At 44.7% G+C, this 17,289-nt stretch carries 19 protein-coding genes; 5 read left to right on the top strand and 14 right to left on the bottom strand.

Going from position 1 to position 17,289, the window contains the following annotated elements:
* Positions 1–116 precede the first annotated feature (116 nt).
* The 6 genes from ABIX36_RS06610 to ABIX36_RS06585 form a co-directional block, all read right to left on the bottom strand.
* Positions 117–1,511 (bottom strand): arginine decarboxylase, encoded by a 1,395-nt coding sequence (locus tag ABIX36_RS06610; RefSeq protein ID WP_348081371.1) that lies wholly within the window; start codon positions 1,509–1,511, stop codon positions 117–119.
* Between the two features lie 317 nt (positions 1,512–1,828).
* Positions 1,829–2,401, bottom strand: a complete 573-nt coding sequence (locus ABIX36_RS06605; protein ID WP_348081370.1) for a hypothetical protein — start codon at positions 2,399–2,401, stop codon at positions 1,829–1,831.
* Positions 2,402–2,754: 353 nt separating this feature from the next.
* A complete protein-coding gene (locus ABIX36_RS06600; protein WP_348081369.1) occupies positions 2,755–3,672 on the bottom strand; it encodes an arginine deiminase-related protein in 918 nt (305 codons plus the stop codon).
* Positions 3,673–3,784: 112 nt separating this feature from the next.
* Positions 3,785–3,994 carry a helix-turn-helix transcriptional regulator gene (locus ABIX36_RS06595; protein WP_348081368.1) on the bottom strand — a complete coding sequence of 70 codons (210 nt, stop codon included), beginning with the start codon at positions 3,992–3,994 and terminating at the stop codon, positions 3,785–3,787.
* A complete protein-coding gene (locus tag ABIX36_RS06590; RefSeq protein ID WP_348081367.1) occupies positions 3,994–4,611 on the bottom strand; it encodes a DUF2975 domain-containing protein in 618 nt (205 codons plus the stop codon). The genes ABIX36_RS06595 and ABIX36_RS06590 overlap by 1 nt, the downstream gene beginning before the upstream one ends.
* 91 nt (positions 4,612–4,702) lie before the next feature.
* Entirely contained in the window at positions 4,703–6,196 is a 1,494-nt protein-coding gene (locus ABIX36_RS06585; RefSeq protein WP_348081366.1) for an arginine deiminase family protein, read from the bottom strand.
* Positions 6,197–6,371: 175 nt separating this feature from the next.
* On the opposite strand from ABIX36_RS06585, the gene argS reads away from it, so the two are divergent.
* Positions 6,372–8,141 carry an arginine--tRNA ligase gene (argS, locus tag ABIX36_RS06580; protein ID WP_348081365.1) on the top strand — a complete coding sequence of 590 codons (1,770 nt, stop codon included), beginning with the start codon at positions 6,372–6,374 and terminating at the stop codon, positions 8,139–8,141.
* Positions 8,142–8,261: 120 nt separating this feature from the next.
* Here argS and ABIX36_RS06575 read toward each other — a convergent pair whose 3' ends face one another.
* Together ABIX36_RS06575 and ABIX36_RS06570 are read right to left on the bottom strand one after the other, a co-directional pair.
* Positions 8,262–8,555, bottom strand: a complete 294-nt coding sequence (locus tag ABIX36_RS06575) for a hypothetical protein (protein WP_348081364.1) — start codon at positions 8,553–8,555, stop codon at positions 8,262–8,264.
* Positions 8,556–8,705: 150 nt separating this feature from the next.
* Positions 8,706–9,608: a 3-hydroxybutyryl-CoA dehydrogenase gene (locus ABIX36_RS06570; RefSeq protein ID WP_348081363.1), complete on the bottom strand. Its 903-nt coding sequence runs from the start codon at positions 9,606–9,608 to the stop codon at positions 8,706–8,708.
* A 122-nt stretch (positions 9,609–9,730) separates the two neighbouring features.
* Here ABIX36_RS06570 and ABIX36_RS06565 point away from each other — a divergent pair, with 122 nt between their 5' ends.
* The 3 genes from ABIX36_RS06565 to ABIX36_RS06555 all read left to right on the top strand — a co-directional run bounded on the left by ABIX36_RS06565 (position 9,731) and on the right by ABIX36_RS06555 (position 11,912).
* Complete coding sequence (locus tag ABIX36_RS06565) at positions 9,731–10,408, top strand: hypothetical protein (protein WP_348081362.1); 678 nt, start codon at positions 9,731–9,733, stop codon at positions 10,406–10,408.
* Positions 10,409–10,426: 18 nt separating this feature from the next.
* A complete protein-coding gene (locus ABIX36_RS06560) occupies positions 10,427–11,020 on the top strand; it encodes a Crp/Fnr family transcriptional regulator (RefSeq protein ID WP_348081361.1) in 594 nt (197 codons plus the stop codon).
* 64 nt (positions 11,021–11,084) lie between these two features.
* Positions 11,085–11,912, top strand: a complete 828-nt coding sequence (locus ABIX36_RS06555) for a sterol desaturase family protein (RefSeq protein ID WP_348081360.1) — start codon at positions 11,085–11,087, stop codon at positions 11,910–11,912.
* A gap of 53 nt (positions 11,913–11,965) precedes the next feature.
* Here ABIX36_RS06555 and bioD read toward each other — a convergent pair whose 3' ends face one another.
* The 4 genes from bioD to ABIX36_RS06535 form a co-directional block, all read right to left on the bottom strand.
* On the bottom strand, positions 11,966–12,580 hold the full coding sequence (gene bioD, locus ABIX36_RS06550) for a dethiobiotin synthase (protein ID WP_348081359.1): 615 nt from the start codon (positions 12,578–12,580) through the stop codon (positions 11,966–11,968).
* Positions 12,570–13,700, bottom strand: coding sequence for an 8-amino-7-oxononanoate synthase (locus tag ABIX36_RS06545; protein ID WP_348081358.1), 1,131 nt, complete (start codon positions 13,698–13,700; stop codon positions 12,570–12,572). The genes bioD and ABIX36_RS06545 overlap by 11 nt, the downstream gene beginning before the upstream one ends.
* A 69-nt stretch (positions 13,701–13,769) precedes the next feature.
* Positions 13,770–14,132, bottom strand: coding sequence for a Spy/CpxP family protein refolding chaperone (locus tag ABIX36_RS06540; RefSeq protein ID WP_348081357.1), 363 nt, complete (start codon positions 14,130–14,132; stop codon positions 13,770–13,772).
* Positions 14,133–14,459: 327 nt separating this feature from the next.
* Positions 14,460–15,233 carry a LexA family transcriptional regulator gene (locus ABIX36_RS06535; RefSeq protein ID WP_348081356.1) on the bottom strand — a complete coding sequence of 258 codons (774 nt, stop codon included), beginning with the start codon at positions 15,231–15,233 and terminating at the stop codon, positions 14,460–14,462.
* Between the two features lie 84 nt (positions 15,234–15,317).
* On the opposite strand from ABIX36_RS06535, the gene ABIX36_RS06530 reads away from it, so the two are divergent.
* The gene (locus tag ABIX36_RS06530; protein WP_348081355.1) at positions 15,318–15,683 is read left to right on the top strand and encodes a GIY-YIG nuclease family protein; all 366 of its coding nucleotides are present in this window, start codon (positions 15,318–15,320) and stop codon (positions 15,681–15,683) included.
* On the opposite strand, the gene msrB is transcribed toward ABIX36_RS06530, so the two are convergent.
* Both msrB and ABIX36_RS06520 read right to left on the bottom strand, forming a co-directional pair.
* Positions 15,673–16,161, bottom strand: a complete 489-nt coding sequence (gene msrB / locus ABIX36_RS06525; protein ID WP_348081354.1) for a peptide-methionine (R)-S-oxide reductase MsrB — start codon at positions 16,159–16,161, stop codon at positions 15,673–15,675. The genes ABIX36_RS06530 and msrB overlap by 11 nt on opposite strands.
* A 302-nt stretch (positions 16,162–16,463) precedes the next feature.
* The gene (locus ABIX36_RS06520; RefSeq protein WP_348081353.1) at positions 16,464–17,099 is read right to left on the bottom strand and encodes a hypothetical protein; all 636 of its coding nucleotides are present in this window, start codon (positions 17,097–17,099) and stop codon (positions 16,464–16,466) included.
* Between the last annotated feature and the right edge of the window lie 190 nt (positions 17,100–17,289).

The raw sequence follows: 17,289 nt of genomic DNA, 5'->3' as shown, positions 1-17,289 counted from the left end.
TTTTTCAAATAGAGCGAAGCAAAAGAACGGGAAATTTGTCTCAATTAACAAAACTTGTGTTACTAAAAAAGCACCACCGTAAGGCAGTGCTTTCAAATATCTCAACGCAAAAAATCTTACGTAGTATAACCCAGGATCTTTAATACCTGCTTACTGTTTTGTTCCTCACCAAACACCTCAAAATTGAAGGTTTCATCCCTGTTTCTGCGGATAATAACGTGCTTAGGTGATGGTAACAAACAATGGTGAATGCCGCCGTAGCCGCTCAACACTTCCTGGTAAGCACCGGTGTTGAAGAAACCGAGGTATTGTACCTTACGGGTTTTTGGCATAAATACGCTGTTCATGTGGGCTTCCTGGTTGTAGTAGTCCTGCCCGTCGCAGGTGATACCGCCAAGGTTTACACGCTCGTATTCGTTGTCCCAGTTGTTTACGGGTAACAGGATGTATTTCTGATTTAAGGCCCAAACGTCCGGCAAGTTGGTGATAAAACTGCCATCCAGCATTAGCCAGCGTTCGCGGTCGTTTTGTTGCTTGCGGCCCAGTACTTTATAAAGGATACCCGAAGCTTCGGCCACGGTATATTTGCCAAATTCGGTGATGATATCCGGCTCCATCGTATCATTGTCGGCACAAATTTCCTTAATACGGCTCACGATCTCATTGATCATGTACTCGTAATCAAAATCAAATACCAACGAATCTTTAAAAGGCATACCGCCGCCGATATCCAATGTATCTAAAGCCGGATTCACCTTTTTAAATTTGCAGTAAAGCGTAACGTATTTCTCCAGCTCGTTCCAGTAATACGGTGTATCTGAAATACCCGAGTTGATGAAGAAATGCAGCAGCTTAACCTGGAAATTCGGGTTGTCCTCTATCTTGTTGTGATAAAAATCTATCACATCCTCCATACGAACGCCTAAACGCGAGGTATAGAATTGAGAATCCGGCTGCTCTTCTGCCGCTATACGAATGCCGAGATTACATGGGGTTTCCATTTCTATCTCATCATCGTACAGGTTAAATTCCTCTTTATTATCCAGCACGGGGATGATATTGGTAAACCCATCGTGCAGCATATCAATAATGTACTGCTTGTATTGGAAAGTTTTAAAACCATTGCAAATAACCGTAACGTCCTTATTCAGGGCGCCTTTTTTCTCCAGTGCATCAATCATCGGCATATCAAAGGCCGACGAGGTTTCCAGGTGGATCTCGTTCTTCAACGCTTCTTCCACAATGTGCCTAAAGTGCGAACTTTTAGTGCAATAGCAATATTTATAGCTGCCGCGATAGTTATTTTTGATGATGGCCTGTTGAAATAACAGTTTTGCCTGCTGTATCTTTTTGGTGATCATGGGCAGATAAGTAAAGCGTAGGGGCGTGCCATACGTTTCAATCATCTCCATTAAATTAAGGTCCTGAAAGTAAAGTTCATCGTCGATGATCTCAAAACCATCTTGCGGGAACCCAACGCTTAAGTCAAGAAATTCCTGGTAACTCTGCATTTAATAAAATTTTGGCAAAAATGTAATTTTAAAACGGATTTTTGGCAAAAATGTTGGGCTAATTTATGGGCTGATTGTAATTTGTTTGTGAGGTATTACCGAAGTGGGTTTTTAGACAGATACAGTGTTTTTTTATGGAAACCGGTGTCCGGGATTTTTCGCTATTAGCCCATTTCTCCAAGAGTACGTTTTTCTTTTGCTGTAATTCTAATGCTTGTAGAAGTTGTGAGCTACAAACAGTGGTGAAGACAAAAGTTTTATAAAACAGGGAACTTTGTTTTAACCAAAGTTCCCCGCGCTATAAAACAGGCGTTTAATTATCGGCCGAAACTGTGAGCTATACGTAAACCCAGGGTGCCGTAATGGGCGTTCCCACCTGAATAGTTTTCATATCTAATGCCAAAGTCCCAGCTTTTTGTGGCATAGCCAATGCCCGGTGCCAAAATGAGTTTGGTGTTGCGCCCTGTTTCATAGCCAATGTTACTTCCTATACCTACGTTAGTTTGGAAGGCGACACCAACCTCGGCACCTATATAAATATTTGAAGTTATAAAGGCTTTTAACCCCAGTTTTACCGGTATCATATCTTGATGGTTGGTCTTATACGGGTCGATATATCCTCTGCTATCATAGGTTTTTCCAAACAAACGGTAATAACCCGATGTAAAAGTTAACGCCAGTCTGTTTGTAAGGCCATATTGCAGCTGCGGCGTGATACCCAACCCGAAATTGGAGCTATACTTTTGGAGTTTGCCTGTTGGCACCAGGCCATCCACCCCAATGTTAAAATCGAATTTACCTTGTGGCGTAGTTTGCGCGAAGCTGTTTGTGCCGATAAACAGTAATACTGCGGAGAATACTGCCGTAGCGAGTTTTTGTGCTGTTTTCATAAAGTGATATTTTTGTTTTGATTTTAGCTGAAACGAAAATATTTTCCTATGAATATTTGTATGGCGGGTATTTAACAATGTTTAACATGGGTTTTAACACTGTTTAACAAATGATGCGGGGCGCTAAACTACCATTAGTAGAGGTTAAGCTGAAAGCTTAGCCCATTTAGGTCCAAGTTTTAAACTTCGACCAGCGGGCGAATAGTATGCAGGTTCCTTTCAAAAGCCCCTGCGGCGATTTGAGTTTAGGTTTGCGGTGAGGACACCGCAAACGAGGAGGGACGTGGCCTGTCAATCCCCCCGTTCCGGTGTCCTCACCGGAACTATTGCGCATGCTCATCGCGAACAGCTCTCTACACCCTCGTCATATGCACCTCTGCCATCATGCACCTTGCACTTCCTCCGCCATTGGTTTCAATCGTGTTGATATCGGCATAAATTAGTTTACCAAACTTGTTTAAGGCCGTTCTTTGCTCTTCTGAAAGCGATGCATATGCCGTTTGCGACATCACGATCAACGTTTCTCCCGTGGCGTTTTTTACCTCCAGCATATTACCTGCAAAGCCGTTCATCTGTGTAAAAGTGATATCGATAATTTGCTTGCCTGTGGCGGTTAGCGATTGGATAACGGTTTCCTTTTCAGCGGCATCGGTGATGCTATCCCGGCAGATCACCGCGAAACGGCTGCCAATGCACATCAGTACGTTGGTATGGTATATGGCTTTGTGGTTTTGGTCGAAGGCATCAAAGGTGATGGCTTTGTAGCCGGTATAATCGCAAAAGGCTTGCAGTACTTCGGCATCCGTGCGGGGCGAGAGGCAAGCGTAGGCAATTTTGTTTTCCCTATCCAGTACCATGCTGCCGGTGCCTTCTAAAAATTGGTTTTTAGTCTCAAAACGACTCAAATCTACCAGGTGAGTAGCTTTAAAGTTTTCTTCCAGATGACTAATAATATCCTCGCGGCGCTCCAGGCGGCGGTTCTCGGCCTGCATAGGGTAGAGGATTACATCGCCTGTATCGTGGACGGAAATCCAGTTATTCGGGAAGATGGAATCGGGGGTATGCGGCTCGGGCGTATCCTCAATAACAGTGACATCCACGCCATTTTGGTGCAGCATGGCTACAAAGCCATCAAACTCCTGCAGGGCTTTGTGTTGCACGGCCTGCTGGTCGGCCTGTTGTATTTGGAAGGCGTTGCTCTCTGCCGTTTGCGCGTTAAACCCGAAATTCACCGGGCGTATCATTAATAGGTGGTTGGTAGATTGGCTCATTGTCTGAATCAGAATTTACAGAATTTTTAAATTTACAGAATGATTGTGATACTCCGCAAAATACAGCAATTCTGATAATTCTTAAATTCTGTAAATTCTCATTCAGACAAACTTAGACAGCCGCCTTATAGTCCAGAATATCGCCGGGTTTGCAGCCCAATTCGCGGCAGAGGGCTTCGAGGGTATCAAAGCGTACGCCTTTTACTTTACCGGTTTTTAGGAGGGAGAGGTTGGTCATGCTGATATCCAGGCGTTCGGCAAGCTCTTTTAGCGACATCTTGTTCTTCGCCATCTCCACATCAAGGTTTACAATGATAGCCATTATACAAACTCTCCAATCTCTTTCTTTAGTTCGAACCCGTATTTAAATATATCTGCCAGGATGTACAGCATGGCACCCAGTATGAGCCCGGTAAAACTTTGTTCCCAAACCATGTTCATCAGGTTCATATCCTTTACGCTGGTTTTTAATATTACCGCGGTACTTACGCCCAGTAATACACTAAGTAGGGTAGTTAGGGCAAAGCAAAGCGCTGTTATTTTTAACCGCCGCACATTCTCATAAGTAAAAGGCGCGTTTTGTTTAATGGTATTAAAAAACTTGCGCAGCTGGTAAATGATGCTCATTACCAAAGTCTCGAAAGCGAACAGGAAAAAATAGGCCGATGCTACGTGGCTGAAGTTATTGGTTAAGTGCATTTTAACAGTGGCCTGGTCGGGCGTGAGTGTAATGTTGCTCACATCCGGCGTAAGTGTTTTTAATGGGGTAGATTTAGTTATTAGCGGGTACTTTACCGGGTTGCTGAATTCGGTGTAGCTGCTGGTGCTTATCTTCCATGTAAGCATGCAAAAAGCAAACACCGCCAGTATAATGTTGCCATACCAAAATACATTAAGTATTACCCTAATAGTTGTTAAAAGCCAGGATGTAGTTTTCATGTTTGTATTGATTTAATAATACAAACATATAAACAATATTTATAAAACAAAGATTATTTTATGTAAAACATAAAATAATCTTTGTTTTAACTTAAATCAGACTGTCTCGCTGCAAGGGCATGCTCATGCAATGGAAACCACCACGGGCACGGGATAACTCTGCCGATGGCATCAATATCAGCGTATCTGTCATGCTTTGCGGGTCAAGCTCGTCGGTTTCAAATTGCTGGAGCAGATCCTGCACCTTAACAATGCTGAAACCGCTTTGCTTAAAGGCCTCCACGGTTTTGTCGTTACGGTCGTACCCCAAAACAACGCCTTCTTTCAGGGCAAGCAGGTTACAGCTATCGGTCCATTGCTCCCGGGCATCGTATGGGAACTCGTTATTGCCCGAATAGATAAAGCGCGTAGCCTCCTCGCTTTGCAGGTCTTTCTGACTGATGTTATCCAGCAGGGCCTCCAGCGTGGCAAAAGTTTTTGGCTTTTTTCCCTTGCGGAATTGTACTATCTCGGGCTTATCCTTATTCTTCTTATCGGCAAACCAGGCGATGGGCTCGGCGTCTTCCTGGCTTGGCTCACCAGGGGTGAGCGAGCGCAGCAACACCCAAACATTGCGTTTCACCTGGGTGAAAACGGTATCTATGTGCATATAATCCCGTTTGTGCGGAATTTTTACAATAGTTACCTTTTCCACCACATCGTTCTCAAACAGTAATTTAATGGCCTCGTTGGCGCCGCTTACTGATGTACGCTCGCTCCAGCCTATCAGCAGGTGGTTTGGTGCAACCATCATCACATCGCCGCCCTCTAAAGTGGTTTTGCTTTCCTGTTCTTCGCCGGGGCGAAGGAAGTGCTGCACGGTATCGGGGATCTCTAAAATGTTATCGCGATAGCCTTCAAATAAAGGGTGATTAAAAAAGATGTAGCGCACCAGCAAAGTTTCGCGTGCGCGGGCTTTTTTGGCGGGCTTGTTCAGCAGCATATGGTTGTTGATGGCGATGCCGATGTCCCTCGAAAATATCATGTTCGGGATAGGGGCGAAGATCATCTGCTCATCATTCAGCGAACCCGAAATAAAGATCTTGGCCAGTTCCACCGGCTCAATATCTATCAGTTGCAGTTGCAGGCGGTAGGTTACACCCTCTATGGCGCAAACGGCCGCCACCAATTTTTTACGGATATCCGCGTGTTGTAAAATATCGCTCAGCAAAGTTTGGATCTCAACCACCTTGGTAGAATTGTGGAAACCGGCGTTATCTGGTTTAAAGAAATTACGTTTATTGGCCGGGTCGTTTATTTCGGCAAGCTTGCCTTTTATTTTAGCCGGATCCAGGAAGTACATCAGTAATTTAATGTAGTGGTCGTACTCGCCGCCGCGCATGGTATCCAGGTGCACAATGTCTTCAAAAAGCCAGTCCTGCGCCTTGGAAGGCACTACTTTACCCAGCCCGCTATCCGGGCTATGCACCAAAAGCACACGCAGATTGCCAATTTCAGAAGTTACATCGAGCTTAAAATTTGGATTATTAGGTGTCATAAAAGGTAGTAAGAGTAGCGAAGTTAGTGGGAATAGTTGATAGTTCATAGATGATGGTTAATAGTTCATAGCAGCTCACCAAGGGCTTTTTAATTTTTGCCATGAACTATCATCTATCATCCATGAACTATTTTTTTGCCATGAACTATGAACAATCATCTATCAACTAATTTTTACCATGAACTATCATCCATGAACCATGAACTATTACTAATTTTGCCCGATGGATTTTATTATTGAGGCTGTTGTTAAGGCCATAAAGGATTTATACCAAACCGATATAGATGCAAAGGATATCAACCTACAGGAAACCCGTAAAGAATTTGAGGGCCAGGTAACGCTGGTTACCTTCCCATATACCAAACTTTCGCGCAAGGGCCCCGAACAAACCGGTGCCGAAGTTGGCGAATATCTGCAAGCTAACGTTCCCGAAATATCGGCCTTTAACGTGATCAAAGGCTTTTTAAATATCAGCTTTGCCGATAGCTTTTGGTTAGGCAAGCTGAATGATGAGATCTTACAGGACGATTTCGCGGTAGCAAAACCAAATGGTAAAAAGGTAATGGTGGAATATTCTTCGCCAAATACCAACAAGCCGCTGCATTTGGGTCATATCCGTAATAACCTTTTAGGGTTCTCGGTTGCGCAGATATTGGATGCTGCCGGGTACGATGTGGTAAAAACCAACCTCGTGAACGATCGCGGCATCCACATTTGCAAAAGTATGCTGGCCTGGAAAGAGTTTGGCGAGGGCGAAACCCCCGAAAGCTCGGGCTTAAAAGGCGACCACCTTGCCGGCAAATACTACGTTTGGTTTGATAAAGCCTACAAGCAGCAGATACTGGAACTGGTAGAAGAGGGCCAAACCGAAGAAGAGGCAAAAAAGAACGCCCCGCTGATAAAAGAAGCGCAAGCCATGTTACAGCGCTGGGAGGCCGGTGATGAGGAAACCATCAACCTCTGGAAAACCATGAACGGCTGGGTATACGCCGGTTTCGAGGAAACATACAAATCCCTGGGCGTTACCTTTGATAAGTTCTATTACGAAAGCAATACCTATTTATTAGGTAAGGATAATATTGACGAAGGCCTGGCCAAAGGCGTTTTCTATAAAAAGGAAGATGGCTCGGTTTGGATAGACCTGACGGAAGAGGGCCTCGACCAGAAACTGGTGCTCCGTGCTGATGGTACTTCGGTATATATTACCCAGGATATTGGCACCGCGCAGCTAAAATACGACGACTATCAAATGGACGAATCCATTTACGTGGTGGGTAACGAGCAGGATTATCACTTTAAGGTTCTGTTCCTCATCCTGCAAAAGCTGGGTAAGGAATGGGCGAGGGGCCTGTACCACTTAAGCTACGGGATGGTGGATCTGCCATCGGGCAAGATGAAATCACGTGAGGGTACGGTAGTTGATGCCGACGACCTGATGGCCGATATGTTTAAAACCGCCGCCCAAACCACCGAAGCCATGGGCAAGGTTGAGGCCTTTAGCGACGAAGACAAAAACAAGCTGTACCGTACCATAGGTATGGGCGCGTTAAAATATTTCCTGCTAAAGGTTGACCCGAAGAAACGCCTGTTGTTCGATCCCAACGAATCGGTAGATTTCCAGGGGCATACCGGGCCGTTTATACAGTATACACACGCCCGTATCAGATCAGTGCTGAGCAAAGCAAATTACTCGCCGCAAACCAGCACAACAGATGTTACGGTATTGGGCGGCGTAGAGCGCGACCTTATCGTACTGTTAAGCAAGTTCCCCGAAACGATTGCAGAAGCAGCAACCGGCCACAGCCCTGCGCTGGTAGCCAACTACGTTTACGAACTGGCCAAACTGTACAACAAATTCTACCACGAAAGCCCTATAATGCAGGCCGAGAACGAAAGCCTGAAACAATTTAGGTTGCAGCTGTCCGCGGCATCAGCAAAGGTCATCAGCAAAGGCATGGGCTTGCTGGGGATTGATGTGCCGGAGAGAATGTAGATAGGAGGGATTCAAGAATCAGGAGACAAGAATCAAGACGGAATAAAAATATGCAAAGCCCTTTGACGAATATCAAAGGGCTTTGTCTTGGTTCTTGATTCTTGCCTCTTAATTCTTTCGTTACCGCCAATGCCCTCTTCTCCAAACGTAGCCACGGGTGCTGTGTACCCAGGCGCCTTGTACGTAAACACGCTGTGCACGCGGGCGGGCGTAGAATCCATTTCTGTAAACATAGCGGTTACCGCGCCAAACCCATTCGCCGGGAACCCAATAAGCATTTGCATAGGGCGCTACAGGCCGGGTATAAACCGGTTCCACCGGCTGATCGGTAACGTAACCTTCGCTTGCGCATGACGACAGGAACACCGAGCCTGCTAAGGCACACATAATTCCCAATTTTGATATCGCTTTCATCTGTATATGTGTTAAAGTTGTTTGACAGATGAAAAAGGGAAAGGTTTAGCCCCCTAACCCCCTGAAGGGGGAACAGAATTTTTAAAATCAAAAAGCCTCTTAGTTTTAACTAAAAGGCCTTGTCGGTTAAGCTTTTCAAAAACTCCCCCTTCAGGGGGCTGGGGGGCTCGCGAACTTTTTCGCCACTACTAAATCTTTACTCCCCGCCGTATATTGGTAAAACCCAGTGCCCGATTTTGCGCCTAACTGGCCGGCCATTACCATGTTCACCAATAACGGACATGGCGCGTATTTAGGGTTGCCGAAGCCTTTGTGCAGTACGTTGAGTATGGCCAGGCAAACATCCAGCCCTATAAAATCGGCCAGTTGTAGCGGACCCATTGGGTGGGCCATACCCAGTTTCATTACGGTGTCAATTTCGTTTACGCCAGCCACGCCTTCATACAGGGTATAAACGGCTTCGTTTATCATGGGCATTAAAATGCGGTTGGCCACAAACCCGGGGTAATCGTTCACCTCTACCGGCGATTTCCCTAATCGGATAGACAGTTCCATAATGGTTTTGGTAACCTCATCGGTAGTAGAATACCCGCGGATCACCTCTACCAGCTTCATCACCGGCACCGGGTTCATAAAGTGCATACCTATTACCTTATCGGGCCTGTTGGTGGCGGCGGCAATCTCGGTGATGGATATGGAGGATGTATTTGATGCCAGTATGGCTTCGGGTTTGCAAACGTCGCTCAGTTGTTTGAAAAGTTTTAGTTTTATTTCGCGGTTTTCGGTAGCGGCTTCTACCACCAAATCGGCATCAGATGCGCCTTCGTAGGCATCGGTATAGGTTTTTATGTTGGCGAGGGTGGCTGCTTTGGCTGTATCGTCTATGGTGCCTTTTTTTACTTGCCTGTCCAGGTTGCTGGCGATGGTTTGCAGGGCTTTTTGCAGGGCGGCATCGCTGATGTCTACCAGCGAAACACTAAACCCGTTTTGCGCAAAAGTATGGGCTATGCCATTACCCATGGTGCCCGAGCCTATTACAGTAATATTCTTCATTTAGGTAAATTTATGATTACAGGGCTATATTAAGCAATAATTCAATTTGATTTACAGTTAATATTGCATAATTTAACACCTGCACAATTTCTTCGCTACACTACCAAATTAACAATGCGCAAATGAAATACCTTACCATATTATCCGTTTCGCTTTGCTTATCGGCCATAATACATACCGCCAGCGCCCAATTTATGCATCAGCGCGATTTTAAGCCCATCACCACGCAAGATTATACCAATATAGATGGTACACCGTACCTGTACGACACCTGGCAGCAGGGCTCTGTAATATTGGTCAACGGGGTAAGCAGCAAAGAGAAAATGTCGCTTAAATATAATCTCGTAGATGATGTGGTTTCGTTTAAGGATAAAGAATCGGGCGAGGAAATGGCCTTTGTCGTTCCGGTTCAGGAGTTTACCCTCAACCTTAACAATGATGACGAGCTTTTTGTAAGGCGTTTTCGCAGTGGGTATAAGAATATTGAAGGTAGTACCCCGGCCTCTTTTTTTGAAGTACTGAGCGACGGCAAAATACAACTGATCAAAAAATTCAATAAGGTGGTTTTCGAAAGCCAGAACATCGGTTCGGCATCAAAAACAAAAAGCTTTATGGAGAAGAGCAAATACTACCTGGTCAACAATGGTAAAGCACTGCCGGTTAAAAACGACAAAAAATCGTTGCTGGCTGGCCTTGGCGATAAGCAGGCCCAACTGGAGGACTACATCAAATCCAACAAAATAAGCTTCAAAAGCGATACGCAACTGGGTAAGCTTGTAGATTACTATAACTCTTTATAAAGCGCCGATAATTATTTTATGCTGGATGCCGAAGAAATAAGTTTTTACCTCTCCGTTTTTAAAGGCCTCGATCTGAAGGACATCTACGACATTGTGAAGATAGCGCATGTAAAGAAACTGGCAGCCGGGGATGTGTATATCGAACAGGGGGCAACGCATCAAAAATTAGGGTATATCCGTAAGGGGCTCATCCGCGCGTATCATTTAAAAGAAAACGGCGACGACCTGACGCTATTGCTGCAATGGGAGGGTAAATTCATTGCTTCACATGATGCCATCATCCACCAACGCCCTTCACGCTTTATCTACCAGGCATTGGAAGATACCGTGCTGATGGAGGTAGATTATGGGAAAGTAGAGCCGATGCTGAATAATAATCCCCGGCTCTCCTCAACCCAGGCAACTTTTTTGCGTAGTATGCTGGCCGAATCGATGGACAGGGTAGAGTCGTTTGTGCTTTTATCTCCTGAGGAACGTTACCTGCAGCTGGTGCGCGAAAAGCCAAATATCGTAAACCGGGTGCCCGATAAGTACCTCGCTACCTTACTGGGTATCACCCCTGTATCATTAAGCCGCATCCGTAAGCGTATTTCTTCGCAGCGCAAGCGTTAATTATCTTTTGTTAATTTTTCGGGACTGAGCCAACGCTACCTTTGAGGTATTAATTCAAATGGATATGGAAAAGGCGCTCCAGGTTTTAGTTACTATATTTAGCATTACCGCTCTCCGCTATTTTATACTGGCGGGTGTGCCGTTCTTTTTGTTTTATAAGCTGATAGCTAAATGGTATGCCAAAGGGAAGATCCAGAACCGCAGCGCGAGCGCTAAAGATTTTATTCGCGAGATATTGCATTCGATGCAAACCTCTGCGGTGTTCGCGGTGATCGCTTATGTGATCTTGTATACACCGCTAAAAAATTACACCCAGCTTTACGATTCGTTTACCGATTTCCCGCTATGGTACCTGCCGGTAAGCCTTGTGCTGAGCCTGGTAATACACGATAGCTATTTTTACTGGATGCACCGCCTGCTGCATCACAAAAAAATGTTTAATTACGCGCATGTGCTGCATCATAAAAGCACTAATCCATCGCCATGGGCATCGTATTCCTTTCATTTTTTTGAGGCCTGGGCCGAGGGGGCCGTGCTGCTGGTTATTGTGATGGTGATGCCGATCCATCCCATCGTGGTGGTTTGGTTCACTATCGTCGGCTTTGTTATCAACGTTTACGGGCACCTGGGGTACGAGGTAGCGCCAAAGTGGTTAAGAGGGTCCTTTTTATTCCAGATCGTCAATACATCGGTACACCATAATATCCATCACAGCAAATTCCGGGGCAATTATGGCTTATACTTTAGGGTGTGGGACAGGCTGATGGGCACCGAGCACCCCGATTACGTGAAAGAATACGACCGCCTGCAGGAAAGCCGCTTCGCTAAAAAACCTGTTGAGGCGTTAGAAATGGCCGAAAATATCGAACACCGAATGCTGAACGTCGAATAACTAAGGAAAGAATCCCGGTGCTGGATATTCGAAATTCATTGTTCGATATTATTTTACAAAGTGAGGTAGTCGCCCGCCTCAGCAACGCTTAGCCGGGTAATTTCCCGTAAAAGCGGGATGGTGCCTAAAAGCGATATGCCGGTGTAATTAAGAATGTATTCTTCCGACGAAGCGTTCGTTTCGCCGTTAAAAATGATGCCTTTTATGGGGATGCCGCGCTGTTTTAGCACCTCTGCAGAAAGCAGTGTATGATTAATGCTGCCTAAGTAGTTTTGCGATACCAATATCACTTCGGCATCCAGTTGTTTGATCAAGTCGATCAGCAAACAGTGGTCATTCAGCGGTACCATTAGTCCGCCGGCGCCTTCAATTATTAGTTGGTTGTTGGTTTTTGGGGCAATGATACGCTGCTCGTCAATAATAATATTATCAAGTTTTGCCGATTTATGGGGCGAATAGGGCTGCGTTAAACAGTAAGCCTCTTGATGAAAAATAGTTTTGGTGTTCGATACCAGGCTTTGCACCTTCATCGTATCGGAGTTATCAAGGTCGCCGGATTGGATGGGTTTCCAGTAATCGGCCTTTAGCTTTTCTACCAAAACAGCAGCTACCAGCGTTTTGCCTATGCCGGTGCCTATGCCGGTGATAAATAAAGGTTTATTGGGCATGGGTGATGGTATTTAGGGTTGAGGTAAGCAGTTTAACCTGTTCCAGGGTGTTGAAAGAATGCATGCAGATCCTGATCCGTTCGGTTCCTGTAGCTACCGTTGGGCTCAATATCGCGCGAACATCTAAGCCAGCTGCTTGTAATTGCCCGGATACATGTTTTGCATTTCCGTTACTATTTACAACGATGCACTGGATGGCGCTATCGCTCGGCAGGAGCTTGTATTGACTATTGTTATTAAGTTTTTGCTTGAATAGGAAGATATAATTACGAAGCACATTCGCCTCGTCGTCAACTTCTTTAAGCAACTCATAAGCCATTTTTACCGATGCCAGTTGATGAAACGATGCAGCCGTGGTATAAACAAAGGAACGTGCGAAGTTAATGAGGTATTCGCGCAGCAAGTTGCTGCCCAAAACTACGGCCCCATGACAACCCAAAGCCTTGCCGAAGGTAACTATACGAGCGAAGATCCTGTTTTGCAAACCCAATTCGGAGATTAGTCCGGCAGGGTATAAACCTACGGCATGTGCCTCGTCTACTATTAAATTGGCGTTGTATCGCTCAGTTAGTTGCAATATCCCCAAAATAGGAGGGGTATCGCCATCCATCGAGTACACACTTTCTATTACAACATAGCAATTGCCTTTAGCCTGCTTTAGCTTGCCCTCCAAGCTCTCTAAATCGTTATGGCGAAAGGTATAGCGGTTGGCGTGACTTAAGCGCGCGCCGTCGATGATAGAGGCGTGTATCAGCTCATCGCAAATAATGGCATGGCCCTTTTGTGGAAGAGAGGAAAAGAGCCCAACGTTGGCATCATAGCCGGAATTGAAGAGTAAACCAGCCTCCGCCTCATGGAATATAGCTATTTGCTGCTCCAGTTCTTCGGCATATTTTAAATTGCCCGAGAGCAGGCGCGAGCCTGTAGAGCCATTTAAACTATCGGGGTAGTGGGCCATTTCAGCCACGATATTGTTTTTTAACATAGCCGAACGCGCAAAACCAAGGTAATCGTTGCTACAGAAATCTACCAGGCTGTTTTCGGGTTTAAGCATACGGTAAATACCCGATGCTTTCCGCTCGTCAAGCCTGTTTTTTATAAAAGTATCTGCCGTTCCCAATTTCTGTTTAAATTTCGGCTAAAATAAAAAAAGCGGCTCATCGCCGCTTCATTTATTTTCCGCAAAAAATTATTTCTGTGGTGGAGTACCGCCGCCGCCGCCGTTTTGCATACGGGCGCGCATTTCATCCATTTGTTTCTGCCATGCAGCAGCTTGCTCGGCTGTTAATAAAGCCTTCACTTTTTCATTTGTAGCGGTTCTGATAGGGCCGAAAGACGACCTATCGGCACCTGCGGTACGCAAGCTATCTACTTGTTTGGTTTGTGCTTCGTAAATGGCGGTAATTTTAGTTGCTTGGTCGTCGGTTAATTTTAACGATTCTTTCATCGCTTTAACCCTGTCGGCCGCTGTCATTCTCATCCCACCACCCTGTGCGCGGCTTACTGCTGATATCCCTAACAGGAACATGCAGATCAACATAATCTTTTTCATTTTTAAATTTTTAGTTTTTAATTGATGTTTTGATAAATATAACGCCCAATAGTTTAACAAAGTTGTATGTAACTTAATTGTTGCTTCTTTGATGAGGTTGTAAGGGTTGTAAAAAGTTAGAAGAGTTGTAGAAGTTAAGTAGAGGTTGACGAGGGGGAACGGACGCAACGTGTCCTAACCACCGCTTCATTGCGAGGCACGAAGCAATCTCTGGACTGTGCATGACCACTTTGCAAATCGTGACCATTCTATCGGGAGATTGCTTCGTACCTTATAATGACGCGTGGGGAGTACTTGGGATGTGTAGGGGCTTTAGGCGATAAGTCCCTAATTCGAGCTCTTTAACCCCGCTATCGAGCGCTGCATCTGGGCCATCATGGTAGTGAGGCTTTCCATAGTAGGCTCCGGTGTTGGCATTGGCATGTGGGTAGAGATGTAGGCTTTGGCTTTCCAGATCTCTAAAACATCTTCGCCGTTGATATCGTATGGCTCGTAAACCGGGTTATCAGATATCAGCTTTAGTTTTTTGTTCTCTTTAAATTTATTGCCGGCACGTTTGTATACCACGCCATCGCTTTTTGATACAATAACATAGGTTTCTCCTGCTTTTACATCGGCCCAGTTCTCCTGGTATTCACCTATTATAATAGTGCCAGATTGCAGCGGCAGCATCGAATCGCCCTTGATCTCGAAACCACGGAAGGTGCCCTGTTTAAACATCGGCAGGTATAATTTTGGTAAAGCGGCAACGTATTCGGTGTCGGCATAACCGTTTAAATAGCCCGCGCTGGCTTTCATGGGTACTAATTCTATATTCTCGTTATCGTCTTTATCTACTGAAATACTAAGTACGCGCAGGTTGGCCGGGTTGCCTTTTGGCTTGGGCGCCCACTTCTCATCGATAGTTTCGTTGATGAAATCATCAATTGATACGTCGAAAAATAATGCTAAGTTTTTTAGTAGTTCGTATTTCGGCTCTGCGCGCTCTTCTTCATATGCGCCTACTAATGAGCGCTTTATGCCTACCTGGTCTGCAAATTGTTGTTGGGTTAGCCCCTTCTTTTTGCGTAAAAACTTAATATTTTGTGAAATATTTGCCATAAAATTTGGAATTGCTAAATTTATTAGTAATTTTATGCTCATAAAGTTAGTAATTATTTTTTAACCGGCAAATTTATTTATCAAATGAAGAGGTTCGTTTATATCATCACCGACAGGAACAGGAAAAATTTACATGTAGGCATGTGCACAGACCTGTTAAAAACGCTAAAATTTTACGGCGAGATGCCAACATTGTTTTTCGATAGCGCGCAGCAGTTAAACCGTTTGGTTTACTTTGAAGAGATCAACACCGAGGAGCAGGCCATGGAACGCTTTAAACAGGTGAGTACTTTTACCCGCCCGCAAAAAGAAAAGATGATACGCCCCGTAAACCCGGATTGGATAGACCTTACTATAGGACTAAACTACGAAAGCGGCCAAAAAATAAGGCCATCCGTTTTTGCCGGACGGCCTTCTATACAACCTATCCGCAGGGCGGTTACTTTTTAACAAATTTTAATGCGCCCGAGTTCATGCAGAAGCGTTTGCCGCCACGGTCGGCAGGGCCGTCGTCAAACACATGGCCGAGGTGCAGCCCGGTGCTTTTTTCGATAACCTCGTCGCGGCTCATGCCGTAGCTGTTATCGGTAACAACTTCTATTTTGCCGGCATCTACCGCTTTTACAAAGCTTGGCCAGCCGGTGCCGCTGTCGAACTTATCGGCAGAGCTAAATAATACGTCGCCGGTAGCGGCGCTTACGTAAACGCCTTTTTGGTGGTTATCGTAATAATCGTTCTTATAAGGCGGCTCGGTGCCGCTTTCTACCATAATATGGTATTGGTTTGCGGTTAATACTTTTTTCCATTCGGCTGCCGGTTTACTTTTTGGGCGGCTTGCACTTGGTTTTTTGGTTTGCCCGCTGATGTTCTGGCAACTGATGATGCCGAATATACTTACTATCAGTATCGCTAAAATTGATTTTTTCATTGCTTTTTAATTTTTCAGGTAATTAATTTTAATTACGCTTTGCTATATAAATCTACGAAATATAGTGCCAAAGCGATTGTCATCTCTTAGTCGTAATAAATTGGCGTTCCTTACATGATTTTATAAAATGTATAAATAAAATGGCCGGGTTTGTGAGCTTGGCTGATGGGGGGAATGCCAACCCTGAAATTTCATTGAAGTTATTTAATACCCGCCAGCGTGGACGCTGACAAACATTTACAGTCAGGCGGGGGACGCCTGACCGGGCGGGAGTAAGCCGCGCACGTTGCCATCGCAGCAAACTAACGCCAGGTGTGCTGAAACTTTTTATCATGCAACCAACGGTTAAATGTGAATTCCTTATCTAACCTGTTCGGTTGTTTTTCGATTTCATGTAATGGCATTAACATCATATTTATTGAGTCCATTTTCAATAACCTTTTTTCAATATTTATGGTGTCCTTGGGAGCAATCATCATTCCACTACCAAATGAGCCCTTTGAATTTATGAAAATAACAAGCCAATCATCTTCATCCCAATGAGTATATCGGATTGCCTTTTTGGGGCTGAAAACATAATAAGTCTTGTAATACATTTCTTCGCCTGTACCTCCATCATACGGATAGGTGGTGATGTAAAGTGTAACTGAATCTCCTTCAACCACCCGCAGGCTCATCGGTGGTGATCCTTGTCCATATGGATTGTTAATAATTATACTATCCAGCTTATGGCCACGCTTAATCAATTTGAAAAAAGTCTCATTCTTAAAGTTATAACTTCCTTTCTGATTTAAATCAATTTCGCCAAGCCCTCTCTTATTAAAAACGTCAAAGTCCCTATATATATGAGAGTGAAACGATTTGCTCGAGTTATCCCTGCACCCTAACGAGAACAAGAAAATCAATGTTATTACAGTTGGTTTGGATAGTATTGACATAATTTTCATTGAACCTTTCCTTTTGTCATTAATTCGATCCTTTTGGTATTTTAGATGTGTTATCCTGTCCAATTAGCGCCTGTTGTACCTCCCCGCCCGTCCAGGCGTCCTTCGCCTGGATGTAAACAGTTTAAGCGTCCACGCTTAAATTACCTAATTTAAAAGTAATTTTCCATAGTTAATTCTATGT

The sequence above is a fragment of the Mucilaginibacter sp. genome (genome assembly GCF_039925265.1).
Taxonomy (GTDB): Bacteria; Bacteroidota; Bacteroidia; order Sphingobacteriales; family Sphingobacteriaceae; genus Mucilaginibacter.
Note: the sequence above shows the minus strand (reverse complement) of the source record. Positions and strands in the feature narration are given on the sequence as shown.

Bases quoted from the DNA above. Each gene is read 5' to 3' on its own strand.
- ABIX36_RS06540 (WP_348081357.1), bottom strand. From the start codon at position 14,132: ATGAAAAAGATTATGTTGATCTGCATGTTCCTGTTAGGGATATCAGCA.
- ABIX36_RS06535 (WP_348081356.1), bottom strand. From the start codon at position 15,233: ATGGCAAATATTTCACAAAATATTAAGTTTTTACGCAAAAAGAAGGGG.
- ABIX36_RS06575 (WP_348081364.1), bottom strand. From the start codon at position 8,555: ATGAAAGCGATATCAAAATTGGGAATTATGTGTGCCTTAGCAGGCTCG.
- ABIX36_RS06530 (WP_348081355.1), top strand. From the start codon at position 15,318: ATGAAGAGGTTCGTTTATATCATCACCGACAGGAACAGGAAAAATTTA.
- ABIX36_RS06585 (WP_348081366.1), bottom strand. From the start codon at position 6,196: ATGAACTATCAACTATTCCCACTAACTTCGCTACTCTTACTACCTTTT.
- ABIX36_RS06570 (WP_348081363.1), bottom strand. From the start codon at position 9,608: ATGAAGAATATTACTGTAATAGGCTCGGGCACCATGGGTAATGGCATA.
- ABIX36_RS06565 (WP_348081362.1), top strand. From the start codon at position 9,731: ATGAAATACCTTACCATATTATCCGTTTCGCTTTGCTTATCGGCCATA.
- ABIX36_RS06610 (WP_348081371.1), bottom strand. From the start codon at position 1,511: ATGCAGAGTTACCAGGAATTTCTTGACTTAAGCGTTGGGTTCCCGCAA.
- ABIX36_RS06590 (WP_348081367.1), bottom strand. From the start codon at position 4,611: ATGAAAACTACATCCTGGCTTTTAACAACTATTAGGGTAATACTTAAT.
- ABIX36_RS06595 (WP_348081368.1), bottom strand. From the start codon at position 3,994: ATGGCTATCATTGTAAACCTTGATGTGGAGATGGCGAAGAACAAGATG.
- ABIX36_RS06520 (WP_348081353.1), bottom strand. From the start codon at position 17,099: ATGTCAATACTATCCAAACCAACTGTAATAACATTGATTTTCTTGTTC.
- ABIX36_RS06600 (WP_348081369.1), bottom strand. From the start codon at position 3,672: ATGAGCCAATCTACCAACCACCTATTAATGATACGCCCGGTGAATTTC.
- ABIX36_RS06605 (WP_348081370.1), bottom strand. From the start codon at position 2,401: ATGAAAACAGCACAAAAACTCGCTACGGCAGTATTCTCCGCAGTATTA.
- msrB (WP_348081354.1), bottom strand. From the start codon at position 16,161: ATGAAAAAATCAATTTTAGCGATACTGATAGTAAGTATATTCGGCATC.
- argS (WP_348081365.1), top strand. From the start codon at position 6,372: ATGGATTTTATTATTGAGGCTGTTGTTAAGGCCATAAAGGATTTATAC.
- ABIX36_RS06560 (WP_348081361.1), top strand. From the start codon at position 10,427: ATGCTGGATGCCGAAGAAATAAGTTTTTACCTCTCCGTTTTTAAAGGC.
- ABIX36_RS06555 (WP_348081360.1), top strand. From the start codon at position 11,085: ATGGAAAAGGCGCTCCAGGTTTTAGTTACTATATTTAGCATTACCGCT.
- bioD (WP_348081359.1), bottom strand. From the start codon at position 12,580: ATGCCCAATAAACCTTTATTTATCACCGGCATAGGCACCGGCATAGGC.